Source organism: Microbacterium sp. NPDC055988 (assembly GCF_042269505.1).
In the GTDB taxonomy this organism is placed as follows: domain Bacteria; phylum Actinomycetota; class Actinomycetes; order Actinomycetales; family Microbacteriaceae; genus Microbacterium.
On sequence record NZ_JBHJXY010000001.1, the window covers coordinates 2,709,182 to 2,724,903 of the forward strand.

Below are 15,722 nucleotides of genomic sequence, written 5' to 3' on the forward strand. Positions count from 1 at the left end.
CTTGCTCCGTGGTCACTCGTCTTTCGAACTTCTTCCTCCGCACGCTCCGTGAAGACCCTGCAGGCGCAGAGGTCGCCAGCCACCGGCTGCTGATCCGGGCGGGATACATCCGCCCGCAGGCCGCCGGAATCTTCGCGTGGCTGCCACTGGGGCTTCGCGTCAAGTCGAAGATCGAGACCGTCGTCCGCGAGGAGATGGCCGCGGCTGGCGCGCAGGAGGTCCATTTCCCCGCACTGATGCCTCGTGAGGCCTATGAGGCGAGCGGTCGTTGGGACGAGTACGGAGACCTGCTCTTCCGTCTGCAGGACCGCAAGGGGGGCGACTACCTCCTCGCCCCCACGCATGAAGAGGCCTTCACGCTGCTGGTGAAAGACCTGTACTCGTCGTACAAGGATCTGCCGCTCTCGATCTACCAGATCCAGGACAAGTACCGCGACGAGGCTCGTCCTCGCGCCGGCCTCCTCCGCGGGCGCGAATTCACGATGAAGGACGCGTACTCGTTCGATTCGTCGGATGAGGGCTTGGACGTCAGCTATCAGGCACAGCGTGACGCATACGAGCGCATCTTCCAGCGACTCGGACTCGAGTACGTCATCGTTCAGGCGGATGCCGGTGCGATGGGCGGGTCCCGCAGCGAGGAGTTCCTGCACCCGACCCCCGTCGGCGAGGACACCTTCGTGCGCAGCGAGGGCGGGTATGCGGCGAACGTCGAGGCATTCACCACCGCGGTGCCCGATGCCATCCCGTTCGACGAGGATGCTGCTCCGGTGATCTTCGATTCCCCGGACACCCCCACGATCGAGACGCTGGTCGCGCACAGCAACCGCGAGCTCGAGGGGGAGTACACGGCAGCCGACACGCTCAAGAACGTGGTTCTCGCCCTGACCCACCTGGACGGCACGCGCGAGCTCGTCATCGTCGGCATCCCCGGCGACCGCGACGTCGACGAGAAGCGGGCCGAGGTCGCCTTCGCACCCGCTGCGGTCGAGACGGCCACGGCCGATGACTTCGAGAACAACCCGCTTCTGGTGAAGGGGTACATCGGGCCCTGGTCACCGACCGGCGCCGTGCTCGGCGAGGAGTCGGCCACCGGCATCCGCTATCTGGTCGACCCCCGCGTGAGCGAGGGCACGAGCTGGATCACCGGGGCGAACATCGATCAGAAGCATGCACACTCGGTGGTCGCCGGACGCGACTTCGCTGCCGACGGGATCGTGGAGATCGCGAACGTGCGCGCCGGCGACCCCGCCCCCGACGGCTCCGGCCCGGTCGAGCTCGCACGGGGCATGGAGATCGGTCACGTGTTCCAGCTCGGCCGCAAGTACGCCGAGGCGCTCGGGCTGAAGGTGCTGAACGAGAACGGCAAGCTCGTCACGGTGACGATGGGCTCCTACGGCATCGGCATCACCCGCATCCTGGCGATCATCGCCGAACTCAACAACGACGACAAGGGCCTCATCTGGCCGGCATCGGTCGCGCCGTTCGATGTGCAGGTGGTCGCGGCAGGTCGCGATCAGGTCGCGTTCGATGTGGCCGAGGGGCTCTCGGCGCAGCTGGAAGCCGCGAGTCTCGATGTGCTGTACGACGACCGCCCGAAGGTGTCACCGGGCGTGAAGTTCGGCGATGCCGAGCTCGTCGGCGTGCCCAAGATCGTGATCGTCGGCCGCGGCGCCGCCGAGGGACAGGTCGAACTCTGGGACCGCGCCACGGGCGAGCGCGATGCGGTCTCCGTAGATGAGGTCGTCGCCCGACTCACCTCTGCCGGCTGAGACCCGAGGCCGCGTCGTCAGCAGACGATGCGGCCGTGGTTCATGATGTCGTCATCCGGAGTGTCGCGGGTGACGAGGGACTTGAGGGCGCCGGCCGCGGTCGCGAGTCTGCCCTTCGCCGGTTCCCAGAACTCCGTCACCTTTGGCGTGACCCGGAGCAGAGCGATGCCCGGCGTCTCCAATCCGTCCGCGAACCAGATCTCCAGCGACGGCGAGTAGAGCTCCTCCATCCTGGCTCGGTCGTGGACGATCTCTGCGGTGCCGGCGACGGACACGTACCGCATGCCCTTGGCGTCGCAGTAGGCGAGCCCCACATCGTGGTGTCGGCGAGCTTCGGCGACCTTCTCGGTGTCCTCGGCGGTGAAGAACCAGATGTCTCCGGCGTCGTCCATCTGCCGGGTCGACATCGGTCGGCTGACGAGGTTGCCTTCCTCGTCGATCGTGGTCAGCATCGTGAAGTCGATGTCCTCGACGAGTTCGGCGACGCGGGCGAGAGCTTCGGGTCCGGTGATCTCGGTCATGATTCCACAGTGCCGCGTGTGCCCGCCGGCGGCACGGGCATTGACATCCGGGCCTGGCGGTGATCAGGCCGGGACGTCGACGCGATGCCCGGCGTTGCGGCCCACGGGGATCCGGCCGCGTGCCACGCTGGTGTCATGATCGACGAACCGCTGCCGGACGCCCTCAACTCCGAGATCGACGCCATCCTCGACGGCGCGGATGCACACGCCGACCGTCGGCTGGTGAGGAGGATGGTGCGGACGGCGATCCTGCTGGGAGAGGACGACGCCGACCGGCTCGACCTCAAGATCGCCTCTGCCGCGCTGGCGGAGATGCGCGACGCCTTCCGGCTCTTCGCACCGTTCCGCGGTGTTCCCAAGGTGACCGTCTTCGGCTCCGCGAGAACCCGGCAGGACGACCCGCTCTACCTCACTGCTCGCGACGTCGCCGCCGCGCTGGCGAGTGACGGATGGATGGTGGTCACGGGGGCGGGCCCCGGCATCATGCAGGCGGCCTCCGAAGGTGCCGGTCCCGCGCTCTCTCTCGGCGTATCGATCCGTCTCCCGTTCGAGGAGAAGGCGCAGGGTCTCATCACGGACAACGACCAGGTCGTCGCGATGAAGTACTTCTTCACCCGCAAGCTGATGCTCATCAAGGAATCGCTCGGGTTCATCTGCCTTCCCGGCGGATTCGGCACCCTGGACGAGATGTTCGAGCTGCTCACGCTTCAGCAGACGGGGAAAGCGGAGCCCACGCCGATCGTGCTCCTGGATCAGCCGGGAGGCACGTTCTGGCAGGGTCTTCGGAGCTTCATCGACGACCACCTCGCTCCCACGGGAGTGATTTCGGAAGGCGACTTCGATCGGGTGGTCATCACCGATTCCGTCGACGCGGCTCGTGCGGAGATCACCGGTTTCTGGCACAACTACGATTCGCTCCGATGGGTCGGTGGCGCGCTCGTGCTGCGCCTGCGCGCGGAGCCGACGGACGCCGAGATCGAGGCGCTGAACGAACAGTTCGCCTCGATGCTCTCCTCCGGGCGGATCGAGAGGACCGCACCGCGGCAACCGGAGGTCGCCGACGACGACCTGCTGGAACTCCCGCGGCTGATGCTCCACCTCGATCAGCGTCAGGTCGGGAATCTGTTCCGACTGATCGGTGCGATCAACGCGCTTCCCTCTGCTCCCGCTCGATGATGCGAGCCGCGAAGTCGTCGAGGTCGATCGCGCGGCCCAGGATCCGTTCCGCGGCACGGTGCCCCGAGTAGTAGGCCGCCCCGACGGTGGCAGGCTCATCGCCCCAGGTGGCCTCACCCGCGAAGTGCAGGACTCCGTCGACGGGGCCGGCCAGGTCGTCGTGGTCGTGGTGACTCGACCCCAGGGCCAGATGTGAGTATGAGCCGTTCGAGAACTCGTCCTGACCCCAGTGCGTGACCCAATGAGCCCGGGGCTCGCCGACCGCATCCCCATAGAGCGCTCGCAGGGCACGCACGGCATCGGCGACGACGTCTTCGTCGGGGAGCTCCTGCATACGTCTTCCGAAGGGGCCGGCGGCGAAGGTCAACAGCGTGGGGAGGCCGCTGACCGCGGAGACGTCGTACCAGGAATGCCAGTGCTCCCCGGCCTCGCCGAGCGCACGCAGCACATAGCTGTCCTCGTTCCAGAACCGCTCGTCGAACTGGATGAAGACCTTGTTGAAGACTCCCATCCCGAGTCGTGCGAGAGGACCGAGCACGGCCTCCGGCAGCGCAGGATCGAAGGCGATCGTGCCGGCCTTGAGCACACCCAGGGGGACGGTGACGACGACCTGATCCGCGGCGAAGGCTGTGTCGCCGGCGTGCACCACCACGCCGCTGCTCGAGTGAGCCACCCTCGTCACCTTCGTCTCGAGGCGGATGTCGAGACCCGCGCCGATGCGCCGGGGAACCTCGTCGTATCCACGCGGGAAGATCACCTCGTCACCGTCGATCGCGTCCTCGTCGAGGCCGTGTGCGTCGAGGTCTCCGATCCAGGCTCCGCATTGCTCCTCGACCCGGTGACGGAAGAACTCGCGGATGTCGTCGATGCGCTCGGGCGCGAGGCCGGACCGGTCGAGAGCTCGTTCTGTCACGTCGAGATACGTGTCGCCGGGGGAGGAGGCGCCGATCTCCTCGACGAGGAGTCGATCGACCGCATCGACATCGTCGATCCACTCAGCGGTGGCGTCGGCACCCATGGGTCGTCCGTCCCCGTCGAAGTTCTCGATGGGCCGCCCGCCGACCTGGAAGCTGCCCACCGTGTACTCGATCGTCGGAATCCGCAGTGCCTGGACGAGATCCCACAGTGGCGATCCGTCGATTCCATGAATCCAGGAGGCGCCACGGTCCACGGAGAACCCCGCCTCCCGATCGGTGTGCATCCGCCCGCCGACGCGGTCACGACCTTCCAGGACCACGACTCGATGCCCCGCATCGGCGAGCATGCGCGCGGCCGTGACACCCGACATCCCTGCACCGATCACGATCGTGTCGAACGATCCCATGCGTCCTCCTCGACTTCCGGCGCGGAAAACTGCCGCCGTCGTGGCAGGGGCCGGTTGGCACAGGGTATCGTGGTACGGATGTCGCGCGTGCGAACAGGCGCGACGAGAGCTGAATAGAGAGGCCGTCATGGACATCGAACTGAGTCTTCTGCGAGGGATCGAGAAGGAGAAGGCGATCCCCTTCGACGAACTCGTCGCGATCATCGAGCAGGCGATCCTGACCGCGTACTCCAAGCATGTCTCCGAGGACGGTGTGACGCCCGAGGGTGTCCGCGTGCACCTCGACCGCAAGACCGGGCATGTCGCCATCCTGCAGGTCGTCCGCGACGAGGAAGACGCCATCATCGGCGAAGAGGATGCGACCCCCGACGACTTCGGTCGGATCGCGGCCTTCGCCGCGAAGCAGGTCATCAGCCAGCGACTGCGTGACATCGCCGACGACGTCGTGCTCGGCGACTTCAAGGACAAAGAGGGTGACATCGTCGCCGGCGTGATCCAGCAGGGTCCGAACCCGCGCATGATCCACGTCGACCTCGGTGCCGTCGAGGCGATCCTGCCCCCTGAGGAGCAGGTGCCCGGCGAGGAGTACACCCACGGATCGCGTGTGCGCGTGTACGTCACCAGCGTCGCCAAGGGGCTCAAGGGACCGCAGATCACTGTTTCCCGTACGCACCCGGGGCTCGTCCGCAAGCTCTTCGCGCTCGAGGTGCCGGAGATCGCCGCCGGTCTCGTCGAGATCGTGGCACTGGCCCGCGAGGCCGGTCACCGGACGAAGATCGCCGTCAAGGCGAACGACCCGTCGATCAACGCGAAGGGCGCCTGCATCGGGGAGCTCGGACGCCGCGTGCGCGCCGTGACCGAGGAACTTGCGGGGGAGAAGATCGACATCGTCGACTACGACGCCGATCTCCCCACGTTCGTGGCGCACGCGCTGTCGCCCGCCAAGGTCACGAGCGCTTTCGTGCTCGACGCGAGCACCAAGGCCGTTCGGGCCCTGGTGCCCGACTACCAGCTGTCGCTCGCGATCGGCAAGGAGGGCCAGAACGCGCGTCTGGCCGCCAAGCTCACCGGCGCGAAGATCGACATCCAGCCGGACAGCGTCCTCGACTGACCGGCTCCGGCCTTCCGCCTCGCCCGGCGCGCGGGCGAGGCGGGGTGAAACGCAGGTGTAAGATGGAACCCGTACGAACGTGCGTCGGTTGTCGCACGCGTGCTCCCCGCTCCGCCCTTCTCAGGGTGGTGTCCCAGAACGACACTCTCATCATCGATGAGGGTGCTGTGCTGCCGGGGCGAGGCGCGTGGGTCCATCCGACTCGGGAATGCATGGATGTCGCTCTGCGGCGCCGCGCATTCGGACGAGCACTGCGCGTGACCACTGAGCTGGACACGCGGACCTTCGAACAGCACCCACCAAGAAACAAAGGCTGAACAGCTATGGAAACAAAGTGAACGGCTCGAAATGAGACCCGTCCGCGACTAGTGGTCTGCCCTGTCTGGGTGGACCGACTCAGACAGGAGAATTGTGGCTGGTAAACCACGCGTACATGAGATCGCCGCCGAACTCGGCGTCGACAGCAAGGTCGCTCTTGCAAAGCTCAAGGAACTCGGCGAGTTCGTGAAGAGCCCCTCTTCGACCATCGAACCGCCGGTGGCGCGCAAGCTGCGCGCGGCGATCGAGGCCGACGGGTCGCTCAAGGGTGCGGCCGAGGCCGCTCCCGCGGCCAAGCCCGCTGCCGCCAAGTCGGCTGCGAAGCCGGGCGCCAAGCCCGCGCCGACCCCGGGCCCGAAGCCCGGCCCCAAGCCCGCTCCGGAGGCTCCGGCCCCCGAGGCGCCCGCGCCCGCTGCACCGACTCCTGCCCCCGCGGCAGCGGCCCCCGCAGCACCGGCAGCGGAAGCATCCAAGCCCGCAGAGGGCAATGCACCGACGCCTGGCGCCCCGCGTCCCGGCAACAACCCGTTCTCCTCCGCGCAGGGGATGGGTCAGCGCCCGGCCGGACCCCGTCCGGGCAACAACCCCTTCGCATCCGCGCAGGGCATGGGTCAGCGCCCGACGCCGGGCAACATCCCGCGTCCGCAGGCTCCGCGCCCCGGCGCACCGCGTCCGGGCGCCCCGCGCCCCGGTTCGCCCCGTCCGGGTGCACCCCGTAGCGGCGGTGGCGGTCGTCCCGGCGCTCCGTTCCAGCAGCGTCCCGGCGGTCCGGGTCGTCCCGGCGGTGCCGGTGGCCCCGGCGGTGCCGGTGGTCCTGGTGCACGTCCCGGCGGTGGCGGCGGCTTCGCCGGTCGTCCCGGTGGCGGCGGTGGTCGTGGTCGTGGTCCCGGCGGTGGTACCGCAGGTGCCTTCGGTAAGGGCGGCGGCAAGAGCAAGCAGCGCAAGTCGCGGCGGGCGAAGCGGCAAGAGTTCGAGATGCGGAGTGCTCCGGTCGTCGGTGGCGTCAACGTCACCCGCGGCAACGGAGAGATCATCCGCATGCGCCGTGGCGCGTCCATCGCGGACTTCGCCGACAAGATCGAGACGCTGACCGGCTACACGGTCCAGCCCGGAACCCTCGTCACCATCCTCTTCAACCTGGGCGAGATGGCCACGGCCACGGAGTCCCTCGACGAGGCGACGTTCGAGGTCCTGGGTGCGGAGCTCGGATACAAGATCCAGATGGTCTCGCCCGAGGACGAGGACAAGGAGCTCCTCGAGGGCTTCGGTCTCGACCTCGAGGCCGAACTGGAAGCCGAGAGCGAAGACGACCTCGAGATCCGTCCTCCGGTCGTGACCGTCATGGGTCACGTCGACCACGGTAAGACGCGACTTCTCGACGCGATCCGTCAGACCAACGTCATCGAGGGTGAAGCCGGCGGCATCACCCAGCACATCGGTGCCTATCAGGTCTGGACCGAGCACGAGGGCATCGAGCGGGCCATCACGTTCATCGACACCCCGGGTCACGAGGCGTTCACCGCCATGCGTGCCCGTGGTGCGCAGGTCACCGACCTCGCGATCCTCGTGGTCGCAGCCGACGACGGCATCATGCCGCAGACGGTCGAGGCGCTGAACCACGCCCAGGCGGCCAATGTGCCGATCGTGGTCGCTGTGAACAAGGTGGACAAGCCCGACGCCAACCCGTCGAAGGTGCGCCAGCAGCTCACCGAGTACGGTCTGGTCGCCGAGGAATTCGGTGGCGACGTCATGTTCGTCGACGTGTCCGCCCGGGCCAACACGGGTATCCAGGAACTCCTGGACGCCGTGCTGCTCACGGCCGATGCCGGTCTCGACCTGACCGCCAACCCGAACAAGGCCGCTCGCGGTGTCGCCATCGAGGCGAAGCTCGACAAGGGTCGCGGTTCGGTCGCCACGGTGCTCATCCAGTCCGGAACGCTTCGGATCGGTGACGCGATCGTCGCGGGTACGGCATACGGCCGTGTGCGTGCGATGGCGGATGAGAACGGCGAGCAGGTCCTCGAGGCCTACCCGTCGCGTCCGGTGCAGGTGCAGGGTCTGAACTCCGTGCCGCGTGCCGGCGACGTCTTCATCGTCACCGAGGAAGACCGCATGGCCCGCCAGATCGCGGAGAAGCGCGAAGCAGTCGAGCGCAACGCCCAGCTGGCCAAGGCCCGCAAGCGCATCTCGCTCGAGGACTTCACCCGCGCTCTCGAAGAGGGCAAGGTCGAGTCGCTCAACCTCATCATCAAGGGTGACGTCTCCGGTGCCGTCGAGGCGCTGGAGGAGTCGCTCCTCAAGATCGAGGTCGACGATTCGGTCCAGCTGCGCATCATCCACCGCGGCGTCGGCGCCATCACCGAGTCCGACGTGAACCTCGCGACGATCGACAACGCGATCATCGTGGGCTTCAACGTCCGTCCTGACACGAAGGCGCGCGAGCGTGCTTCCCGTGAGGGCGTGGACATCCGGTTCTACTCCGTCATCTATAACGCGATCGACGAGATCGAGAGCTCGCTCAAGGGCATGCTCAAGCCGGAGTACGAAGAGGTCCAGTCGGGTGTCGCCGAGATCCGCGAGGTGTTCCGCTCCTCGAAGTTCGGCAACATCGCCGGTGTCATCGTGCGATCGGGAACGATCACTCGAAACGCCAAGGCTCGTGTCATCCGCGACGGTGTCGTTCTGGCCGATGGTCTCGCCATCGAGTCGCTGCGTCGCTTCAAGGACGACGTCACCGAGGTCCGTACCGATTACGAGGCCGGTATCGGTCTCGGCAAGTACAACGACATCCAGATCGGCGATGAGATCGAGACGACCGAGCTTATCGAGAAGCCTCGCGGCTGATCTAATTCGAACACCTTCGGGCGTCCTCCCCTCCCGCTCCTCCGGAGCGCGGAGAGGAAGGGCGCCCTGAGGGTTCCTGGACAGGGAGAGAACAATGGCAGGCGAACGACAGGCCCGACTCGCGGATCGTATCCGCGTGATCATCGCCGAGCGGCTGGAGAAGGGGCTGCGCGATCCGCGCCTCGGCTTCGTCACCATCACCGACGTCCGTGTCAGCGGAGATCTGCAGCATGCATCGGTGTTCTACACGGTGCTGGGCACGGAGGAGGAGCGCATCTCCAGCGGTGCGGCCCTCACTTCCGCCACCGGCATGCTGCGCAGCGAGGTCGGACGGCAGCTGAGCACCCGTCTGGTGCCCACGCTGGAGTTCATCCCGGATGCTCTCCCCGAGAACGCGGACCACATCGGTGCGCTGCTCCGCGAGGCGCAGCAGCGCGATGCCGACGTCGCGAAGCTCGCGTCATCCGCATCACACGCCGGCGACGCTGATCCGTACCGCGCGGAGGACGAGCCGGAGTGATCACCGTTTGATACGCTCGGCTTCGCGGGATTGCTTCCGTGAAGCTGGGGGAACGGCATCGAGGATACGGGTACGCAGGGGGCTCTCTTCGTCGCGCCTGCCGCGTTGGGCCTGTTGCTCGACGAGCTCCTGGATGTCGATCTCGGCTGTGTGCCCCATGTGCTCGCCCGCCTCGCCGCCGAGCTGGATGCGGACTCCCGGGCGATCCTCGAAGTCGCCGAGCGGTTGTCGGCGGACCAACGCCATGGCTTGCGCCCGCTGCCCAGCCCGCTGCCGCTCGTACAGTCCATCGCACGCAGATTCGAGGCGACGGAGCTCGACGCGAGGGACCGCGAGTTGCTCACGGCGCTCGCGCTCTCGCTGGACGGTGGACTCGACGCCCTCCTGGAGTTCGACGGCAGGTCCGCGGCCGTGATCGCCGCGGGCCCGTTGGGGGAGCACGTGCGGCTCCATGCCGGCCACGTGCGCTTCGCCGATCCCCGCCTCTCCATCTGGATCAGGGCAACGACCGGCACCGCAGCCGTCGCCGGCGTCCATGCGCGGCTCAGCGTGATCTTCCGCCGTCGGGGAGACCGGGTGAGTGAGGATTGGCATCGCGCTCGCGCCTCCCTCGAGGGGGCTCCCGAGAGCGCAGTCGAGTTGACGGCGATCGCGCGACAGCTCAGCGAGGCGGGTCACCCGGAGCGGGCACTGCTGCTCGCGAGGGAGGCGGCGGAGCATGCCGTCGGCGAAGCCCGGGATGAAGCGCATCTCGTCGCGGGGGCTTCGGCCGTCGGCGCCGGCTTCGCGACGGAGGCGATCGCGTGGTTCAGCGGGCTGTATCCGCACTCCGCGGAGCGCTGGCGACTCATGGGCCTCGGCGGCCTGCTCGTCGCCCAGGCGTTCGAGCAGGGCGCAGTGCCGGAGGTCGAACCGAGTGCCTTGCGCCCGCGCACGGATGACGCCGCGGACTGGTGCCATTGGACGAGGGCTGCGGCGCTGGCCGCGGTGATGTGCGCGGAGCGGGGCGAGCGTCGCGCGATGCGGGTGTGGCTCGACGCCGTGCGGGAGGGCACCGCACGAATCGGTGCAGAACGCGAGCTCGGAGACCCCGTCATCGCGCTGAGCTGGCTCATCTCCGGTGAGCGCGACATCGACGCGACCGTGGGCTCGGGGCCGGTGGCCGGCGGTATGCTGCGCGCGCTGCAGGCTGCGATGGACGGCGACGTCGATCTTGGACTGCGCGTGCTGGCACGGGGTGGATCCGGAATGTCCGCCGATGCGGACCCGTTCGTCCCCGGATTCGAGCACAGTCCCGTCGTCCAGGCATATCGCGCTGTCATAGAGGTGCTGCTCCTGGTGTGGCGTGGTGACATCGGTCTTGCACGCGACCGGCTGACCCGGGCCGCACTCGTGCTGCCGGTCTCGTTGCCCCTCGCCGGACTGGGCGTGGTGCTCGCCAGACGTCTCGATCTCGCCGTGCTCGGCGAACTGGGACCGTACGCACGAGCGCTCACCGCCGCGCTGCCGGCCGGTGCGAGGATCGACCGTCTCGTGGATCGCGGCATCCAGTCGTTTCTCGCGGGTTCGTTCGACGATGCTGCAGCGACGATCCGCCTCTGGGCCGATCTCGGGTCGGCGCGGACCACCATGACGGTTCCGGCGCTCGATGAACTCGCACTAGACCCGGACGGTGGCTCGACCCCCGCGCCATCGATCGAACCGCCGGAGATCGCTCTCGCGCAGCGGCTGCGGGTCCGGCTCGCGACGGCTGGAGACGGTCGCTGGCGGTCCGAGTGCATCGAGGTGCGAGAGGCGGCTCGGACGCTTCGTTCGCCGTTCGCGCGGGCGAGGGTGGAGACGATGCTCGGTACGCAGTACGCCATTCGCGATGACCATCGCTCGGCGCGCATCCACCTGCAGCATGCCGAGAGGCTGTTCGAGCTGTGCGGCGCGACGGCATGGGCGCGGACGATCCGCGGACGGCTGGACAGGCTCGACGCAAAGGAAGGGAGCATCGTTCCCGCTGTCGATCCGTTGTCGGCGTGCCGCGCCGCGTGGTCGCTTCAGCTGACCGCGCGCGAGTTGGAAGTGGCGATGTGCGCCGTCGGGGGAGCGGCGAACCGCGACATCGCGGAGCACCTCAACTTCTCGGTCCGCACGGTGGAGGTCCACCTCGGTCGGGTCTTCACCAAGCTCGACGTCCGCAGTCGAGTCGAGCTGACGGTGCTCGCGCATCGCACCGACCACCACCTCTGAGCCCGTCAGCGCGGCAGCGAGAGGGTGGCTCCATCGGCTTCGGCGAGGCCGTCGGCGATGAGCGAGTCGATCGCGCGGTCCCGCTGACGGGCGTCCGGCCAGTCAGGGAGAACCAGGTCGAGCGGCACGGCCCCGGGAGATCGATCGCGCAGCAGCCGCAGCACGGCACCCCGCGCCTGCCGGTCCGAACCCTCGTAGGCGGCCTGGCGACGACGTTCGTCCCCCGTGTCCGGCCTGCCGGCTGCCAGCCACGCACAGCCGCCCGCGAGCGGACACAGCTCGCACCGCGGGGAACGCGCCGTGCACACGGTCGCGCCGAGCTCCATCATCGCGGCGTTGAACACCGCGGCCTGATCGAGGTCGTCCGGGAGCAGTGAGGCCATCAGATCGAGGTCCCGGCGTGATGCGGCGCCGGGCTGGGCGCGGCCCTCGACAGCGCGCGCGAGCACGCGTCGCGTGTTGGTGTCGACGACGGGGTGCCGGTCGCCGTAGGCGAAGACGGCGACGGCGCGGGCCGTGTAGTCGCCGATGCCGGACAGGGCGAGGAGGGAATCGACGTCGCGGGGCACGACCCCGCCGTGACGCTCGGTGATCTCCACGGCTGCCCGGAACAACCAGAGCGCGCGACGCGGGTATCCGAGGTTGGCCCACTGCTGCACGACTTCCGCTGCCGAGGCAGAGGCCATCGCCGTCGGCGTGGGCCATCGGGCAAGCCACGCCTCGAGATGCGGGATGACCCTTGCGACCGGGGTCTGCTGAAGCATGAACTCGCTCACCAGAACACCCCACGCGCCGAACTCGTCATGGAATTCGGTGCGGCGCCACGGCAGGTCGCGAGCGGTTGATCGGTACCACCTGGGCAGGCGCGATACGACATCGGAAGAGGCCTGCGGTCCGGGCATTCCTCCAGCGTACGTGAGCCCCGAGCCCTTGCCGTTCGGCGGATCACGGCTGGACACCGGGGTCGGCCCGGAACAGGTGGCGCGCGCGTCGTCGGTAGGCTGGGGGGATGGTCTCGCCCGGCATCCTCCTAGTCGACAAGCCCGCTGGGATGACCAGCCACGACGTCGTCGCACGCACGCGGCGGGCGTTCGGCACGCGGAAGGTCGGCCACGCGGGCACACTCGATCCGATGGCGACCGGACTCCTCGTCATCGGCATCGAAGGAGCCACCCGACTGCTGACCTACATCGTCGGCGCGGACAAGACCTACGAGGCGACGATCCGTCTCGGGCAGAGCACTGGGACCGACGATGCCGAGGGCGAGATCCTTGCCACCGCCGAACCCGAGGCGTGGAGCGCTGTCACGGATGCCGCGGTCGACGCGGGCATCCTGGCTCTGACCGGCGAGATCTCGCAGGTTCCCAGCTCGGTGTCCGCCATCAAGGTCGACGGCCGGCGTGCATACGATCGGGTGCGGGCGGGCGAAGAGGTCGTGCTCGCGGCGCGGGATGTCGTGGTCTCCCGCTTCGAAGTGTCGGCACGGCGACAGCAGGACGGTTTCCTCGACCTCGATGTGATCGTCGACTGCTCGTCCGGCACGTACATCCGGTCTCTCGCCCGCGACCTCGGGGCGTCCCTCGGCGTCGGCGGGCACCTGACCGCACTGCGGCGCACGCGAGTGGGACCGTTCGAGGTGAGCGACGCCCTGGGCCTGGATTCGCTGGAGGGGGCCCGCACACTGACTCCCGCCGCCGCCGCCGGCCGCATCCTTCCGGTGCTCGACGTGTCGGCCGAGGAGGCACGCGATCTCCGTCACGGAAAGCGACTCCTCGATCAGGCCGGTCGCCTCGACGGCGCAGGAGCGAACACCGCGGCCATCGACCCGGACGGCGTCCTGGTGGGCATCGTCGAGAAGCGCGGCGCCGATCTGAAGAGCGCCATGAACATGCCCGAGGGTGACCGATGATCCTGTGGCTGACGATCGCGCAGATCGCCGTCGCCGTCGCTGCCGGGGTCTTCTGCGTCGTCGCCGGGCTGAGTGGGCGTCGACCCAGCGACATCAGCGTCGGTGCTCTCGCCCTCGTGGAGGTGCTGCTCGTCGTCCAGGTGATCGTCGCGATCGTCGCACCGCTCGCGGGAAACCCGCCCACGGGAGACCTGCTCGAGTACTGGGTCTATCTCGTGTCGGCGGTGCTCCTTCCCATCGGAGCCGTGCTGTGGGCGCTCATGGAGCGCAGCCGGTGGAGCACGGTCATCCTCGGAGTCGCGGCACTCGCCATCGCGATCATGCTATGGCGCATGCAGGTCATCTGGACCGTCCAGATCGCGTGACGCGAGGCGTCGTGGCGGAGTCCGCCTCCCTCCCGCGGCTCTAGGATGGAATGCGCTATGAGCTCCACCGCCCCCTCCACTCGGATGACCGGAATCGGTCGCGTCCTGGTGATCGTCTACGCCGTCATGGCGCTGGCGGCCACCGGCCGCAGCTTCGTGCAGATCGTCCGTCGATTCGACGAGGCGCCGCTGGCGTACTCCCTCTCCGCACTCGCTGCCGTCGTCTACATCCTCGCGACCCTCGCGCTCATCCTGGCCCGTCGTCGCGGGTGGTACACCGTCGCCTGGGTCGCGATCGTCTTCGAGCTCACCGGTGTGCTCGTCGTCGGGCTGCTGAGCATCCTGATGCCGGCGCTGTTCCAGCACGAGACGGTGTGGTCGCTGTTCGGGCGTGGATACCTGTTCATCCCCCTGGTCCTCCCGGTGTTCGGGATCTGGTGGCTGCGCACGCACCGCCCCATCGACGCCGCGGTTCCCACCGAGGTGCACGCGTGATCGTGTTCCGCAGCCCGGAGGAGGTTCCGGCGGGATTCGGGCCGAGCGCGGTCGCCATCGGCAAGTTCGATGGTGTCCACGCCGGTCATCGTGCGGTCATCGAAAGGCTGAAGGAAACGGCGGCGTCCACCGGGAGCCGCGCGGTCGCCGTGACCTTCGACCGCAATCCGCTGGCCGTCATCCGCCCGGATCGGTGTCCCGAGAACGTCGTCACCGTCGATCGCAAACTCGAGTTGCTGGGTGGCCTCGGGCTCGACGCGACCCTCGTGCTCACGTTCGACGAGGAGATGGCCGCCCGCAGCGCCGAGGACTTCGTCGTCGACATCCTCGTCGGTGCCCTGCAGGTATCGACCGTGCTGGTCGGCCAGGACTTCCGCTTCGGGCACCGCGGTGCGGGCACCCCTGACCTGCTGCGCGAGCTCGGCCCCCGCTACGGCTTCTCCGTCGAGGTCGTCGACGACGTGTACCTTCCGGGCTCCACGCGACGCGTCTCGTCCAGCTGGATCCGTGAACTGCTGATGGAGGGAGATGTCGCATCGGCGGCCACCGTGCTCGGGCGCTATCCCGATGTCCGTGGCGAGGTCGTTCACGGCCTCAAGCGCGGGCGGGAGCTGGGGTTTCCGACCGCCAACCTCTCGACCATCGTCGACGCCTTCGTTCCCGCCGACGGCGTCTACGCCGGGTGGCTCGTCGATCACGACACCGGCATCCGTCATCCTTCCGCGATCTCCGTCGGCACGAATCCGACCTTCGACGACGTCCTCGTGCGGCAGGTCGAGGCGCATGTGCTGCGTGAGACCGGGCTAGACCTTTATGGACACGACGTCACGGTCGAGTTCGTGGCGCGGCTGCGGGGCATGGTGGCGTTCGAGGGAATCGAGAAGCTGATGGAGCAGATGGGGGCGGACGTCACGGAAGCTGCCCGGGCTCTCGGCGTCACGTTCGAGTAGTCTCCGCCCGTCGCCGTCCGCGCCCCTCCTCGGACGACTCGGCGTGGGCGATCCGCAGGTGTCGCGTCGGATGACATAGAATGGACTCGGCTCCCGCCGATTCTCACGCTTCTCGCGTGCTTCGACGGGAAGAAGACCCACTGTTCGTACGGTCCTGGCTCACGCCACACGCGGACATCGAG

Annotated in this window: 14 protein-coding genes; 11 read left to right on the top strand and 3 right to left on the bottom strand. The window is 68.2% G+C overall.

All coding sequences use genetic code 11. The annotated features are described in order from the left end of the window. Positions 1 to 8: 8 nt before the first annotated feature. Complete coding sequence (locus ACFC14_RS12930; RefSeq protein ID WP_376105077.1) at positions 9 to 1,769, top strand: proline--tRNA ligase; 1,761 nt, start codon at positions 9 to 11, stop codon at positions 1,767 to 1,769. A 17-nt stretch (positions 1,770 to 1,786) separates the two neighbouring features. Here the strand turns inward: ACFC14_RS12930 and ACFC14_RS12935 are convergent, their stop codons facing one another. Beyond that, positions 1,787 to 2,290, bottom strand: a complete 504-nt coding sequence (locus tag ACFC14_RS12935) for a pyridoxamine 5'-phosphate oxidase family protein (protein ID WP_376105080.1) — start codon at positions 2,288 to 2,290, stop codon at positions 1,787 to 1,789. A 135-nt stretch (positions 2,291 to 2,425) separates the two neighbouring features. Between ACFC14_RS12935 and ACFC14_RS12940 the strand changes: the two genes are divergently transcribed. Continuing rightward, positions 2,426 to 3,466 carry a TIGR00730 family Rossman fold protein gene (locus tag ACFC14_RS12940; RefSeq protein ID WP_376105083.1) on the top strand — a complete coding sequence of 347 codons (1,041 nt, stop codon included), beginning with the start codon at positions 2,426 to 2,428 and terminating at the stop codon, positions 3,464 to 3,466. Here ACFC14_RS12940 and ACFC14_RS12945 read toward each other — a convergent pair. Continuing rightward, entirely contained in the window at positions 3,435 to 4,790 is a 1,356-nt protein-coding gene (locus ACFC14_RS12945) for a flavin monoamine oxidase family protein (RefSeq protein WP_376105086.1), read from the bottom strand. The genes ACFC14_RS12940 and ACFC14_RS12945 overlap by 32 nt on opposite strands. A 127-nt stretch (positions 4,791 to 4,917) precedes the next feature. Between ACFC14_RS12945 and nusA the strand changes: the two genes are divergently transcribed. From nusA to ACFC14_RS12970, 5 genes are all read left to right on the top strand, one after another. Further along, the gene (gene nusA / locus ACFC14_RS12950) at positions 4,918 to 5,901 is read left to right on the top strand and encodes a transcription termination factor NusA (protein WP_136041205.1); all 984 of its coding nucleotides are present in this window, start codon (positions 4,918 to 4,920) and stop codon (positions 5,899 to 5,901) included. Positions 5,902 to 5,963: 62 nt separating this feature from the next. Further along, a complete protein-coding gene (locus tag ACFC14_RS12955; protein WP_376105089.1) occupies positions 5,964 to 6,218 on the top strand; it encodes a YlxR family protein in 255 nt (84 codons plus the stop codon). Positions 6,219 to 6,312: 94 nt separating this feature from the next. Beyond that, positions 6,313 to 9,063 (top strand): translation initiation factor IF-2, encoded by a 2,751-nt coding sequence (infB, locus tag ACFC14_RS12960; protein WP_376105091.1) that lies wholly within the window; start codon positions 6,313 to 6,315, stop codon positions 9,061 to 9,063. 94 nt (positions 9,064 to 9,157) lie between these two features. After that, the gene (gene rbfA, locus ACFC14_RS12965) at positions 9,158 to 9,583 is read left to right on the top strand and encodes a 30S ribosome-binding factor RbfA (protein WP_376105094.1); all 426 of its coding nucleotides are present in this window, start codon (positions 9,158 to 9,160) and stop codon (positions 9,581 to 9,583) included. Positions 9,584 to 9,688: 105 nt separating this feature from the next. Beyond that, entirely contained in the window at positions 9,689 to 11,821 is a 2,133-nt protein-coding gene (locus tag ACFC14_RS12970) for a response regulator transcription factor (protein ID WP_376105097.1), read from the top strand. A gap of 5 nt (positions 11,822 to 11,826) precedes the next feature. Here the strand turns inward: ACFC14_RS12970 and ACFC14_RS12975 are convergent, their stop codons facing one another. Next, positions 11,827 to 12,723 carry an A/G-specific adenine glycosylase gene (locus tag ACFC14_RS12975; RefSeq protein WP_376105100.1) on the bottom strand — a complete coding sequence of 299 codons (897 nt, stop codon included), beginning with the start codon at positions 12,721 to 12,723 and terminating at the stop codon, positions 11,827 to 11,829. A 107-nt stretch (positions 12,724 to 12,830) separates the two neighbouring features. On the opposite strand from ACFC14_RS12975, the gene truB reads away from it, so the two are divergent. From truB to ACFC14_RS12995, 4 genes are read left to right on the top strand one after another with little or no spacing between them, the layout of a single operon-like run. Further along, entirely contained in the window at positions 12,831 to 13,730 is a 900-nt protein-coding gene (gene truB / locus ACFC14_RS12980) for a tRNA pseudouridine(55) synthase TruB (RefSeq protein WP_376105103.1), read from the top strand. Beyond that, a complete protein-coding gene (locus ACFC14_RS12985) occupies positions 13,727 to 14,095 on the top strand; it encodes a hypothetical protein (protein ID WP_136043672.1) in 369 nt (122 codons plus the stop codon). Before truB ends, ACFC14_RS12985 begins: the two co-directional genes overlap by 4 nt. Positions 14,096 to 14,152: 57 nt before the next feature. Beyond that, positions 14,153 to 14,590: a hypothetical protein gene (locus tag ACFC14_RS12990; protein ID WP_376105106.1), complete on the top strand. Its 438-nt coding sequence runs from the start codon at positions 14,153 to 14,155 to the stop codon at positions 14,588 to 14,590. Continuing rightward, positions 14,587 to 15,540, top strand: coding sequence for a bifunctional riboflavin kinase/FAD synthetase (locus ACFC14_RS12995; RefSeq protein WP_376105109.1), 954 nt, complete (start codon positions 14,587 to 14,589; stop codon positions 15,538 to 15,540). Before ACFC14_RS12990 ends, ACFC14_RS12995 begins: the two co-directional genes overlap by 4 nt. The last annotated feature ends 182 nt before the right edge of the window (positions 15,541 to 15,722 follow it).

Coding starts and splice junctions, on each gene's coding strand:
- ACFC14_RS12935 (WP_376105080.1), bottom strand. CDS start 2,290: ATGACCGAGATCACCGGACCCGAAGCTCTCGCCCGCGTCGCCGAACTC.
- ACFC14_RS12940 (WP_376105083.1), top strand. CDS start 2,426: ATGATCGACGAACCGCTGCCGGACGCCCTCAACTCCGAGATCGACGCC.
- ACFC14_RS12945 (WP_376105086.1), bottom strand. CDS start 4,790: ATGGGATCGTTCGACACGATCGTGATCGGTGCAGGGATGTCGGGTGTC.
- nusA (WP_136041205.1), top strand. CDS start 4,918: ATGGACATCGAACTGAGTCTTCTGCGAGGGATCGAGAAGGAGAAGGCG.
- ACFC14_RS12955 (WP_376105089.1), top strand. CDS start 5,964: ATGGAACCCGTACGAACGTGCGTCGGTTGTCGCACGCGTGCTCCCCGC.
- rbfA (WP_376105094.1), top strand. CDS start 9,158: ATGGCAGGCGAACGACAGGCCCGACTCGCGGATCGTATCCGCGTGATC.
- ACFC14_RS12975 (WP_376105100.1), bottom strand. CDS start 12,723: ATGCCCGGACCGCAGGCCTCTTCCGATGTCGTATCGCGCCTGCCCAGG.
- truB (WP_376105103.1), top strand. CDS start 12,831: ATGGTCTCGCCCGGCATCCTCCTAGTCGACAAGCCCGCTGGGATGACC.
- ACFC14_RS12985 (WP_136043672.1), top strand. CDS start 13,727: ATGATCCTGTGGCTGACGATCGCGCAGATCGCCGTCGCCGTCGCTGCC.
- ACFC14_RS12990 (WP_376105106.1), top strand. CDS start 14,153: ATGAGCTCCACCGCCCCCTCCACTCGGATGACCGGAATCGGTCGCGTC.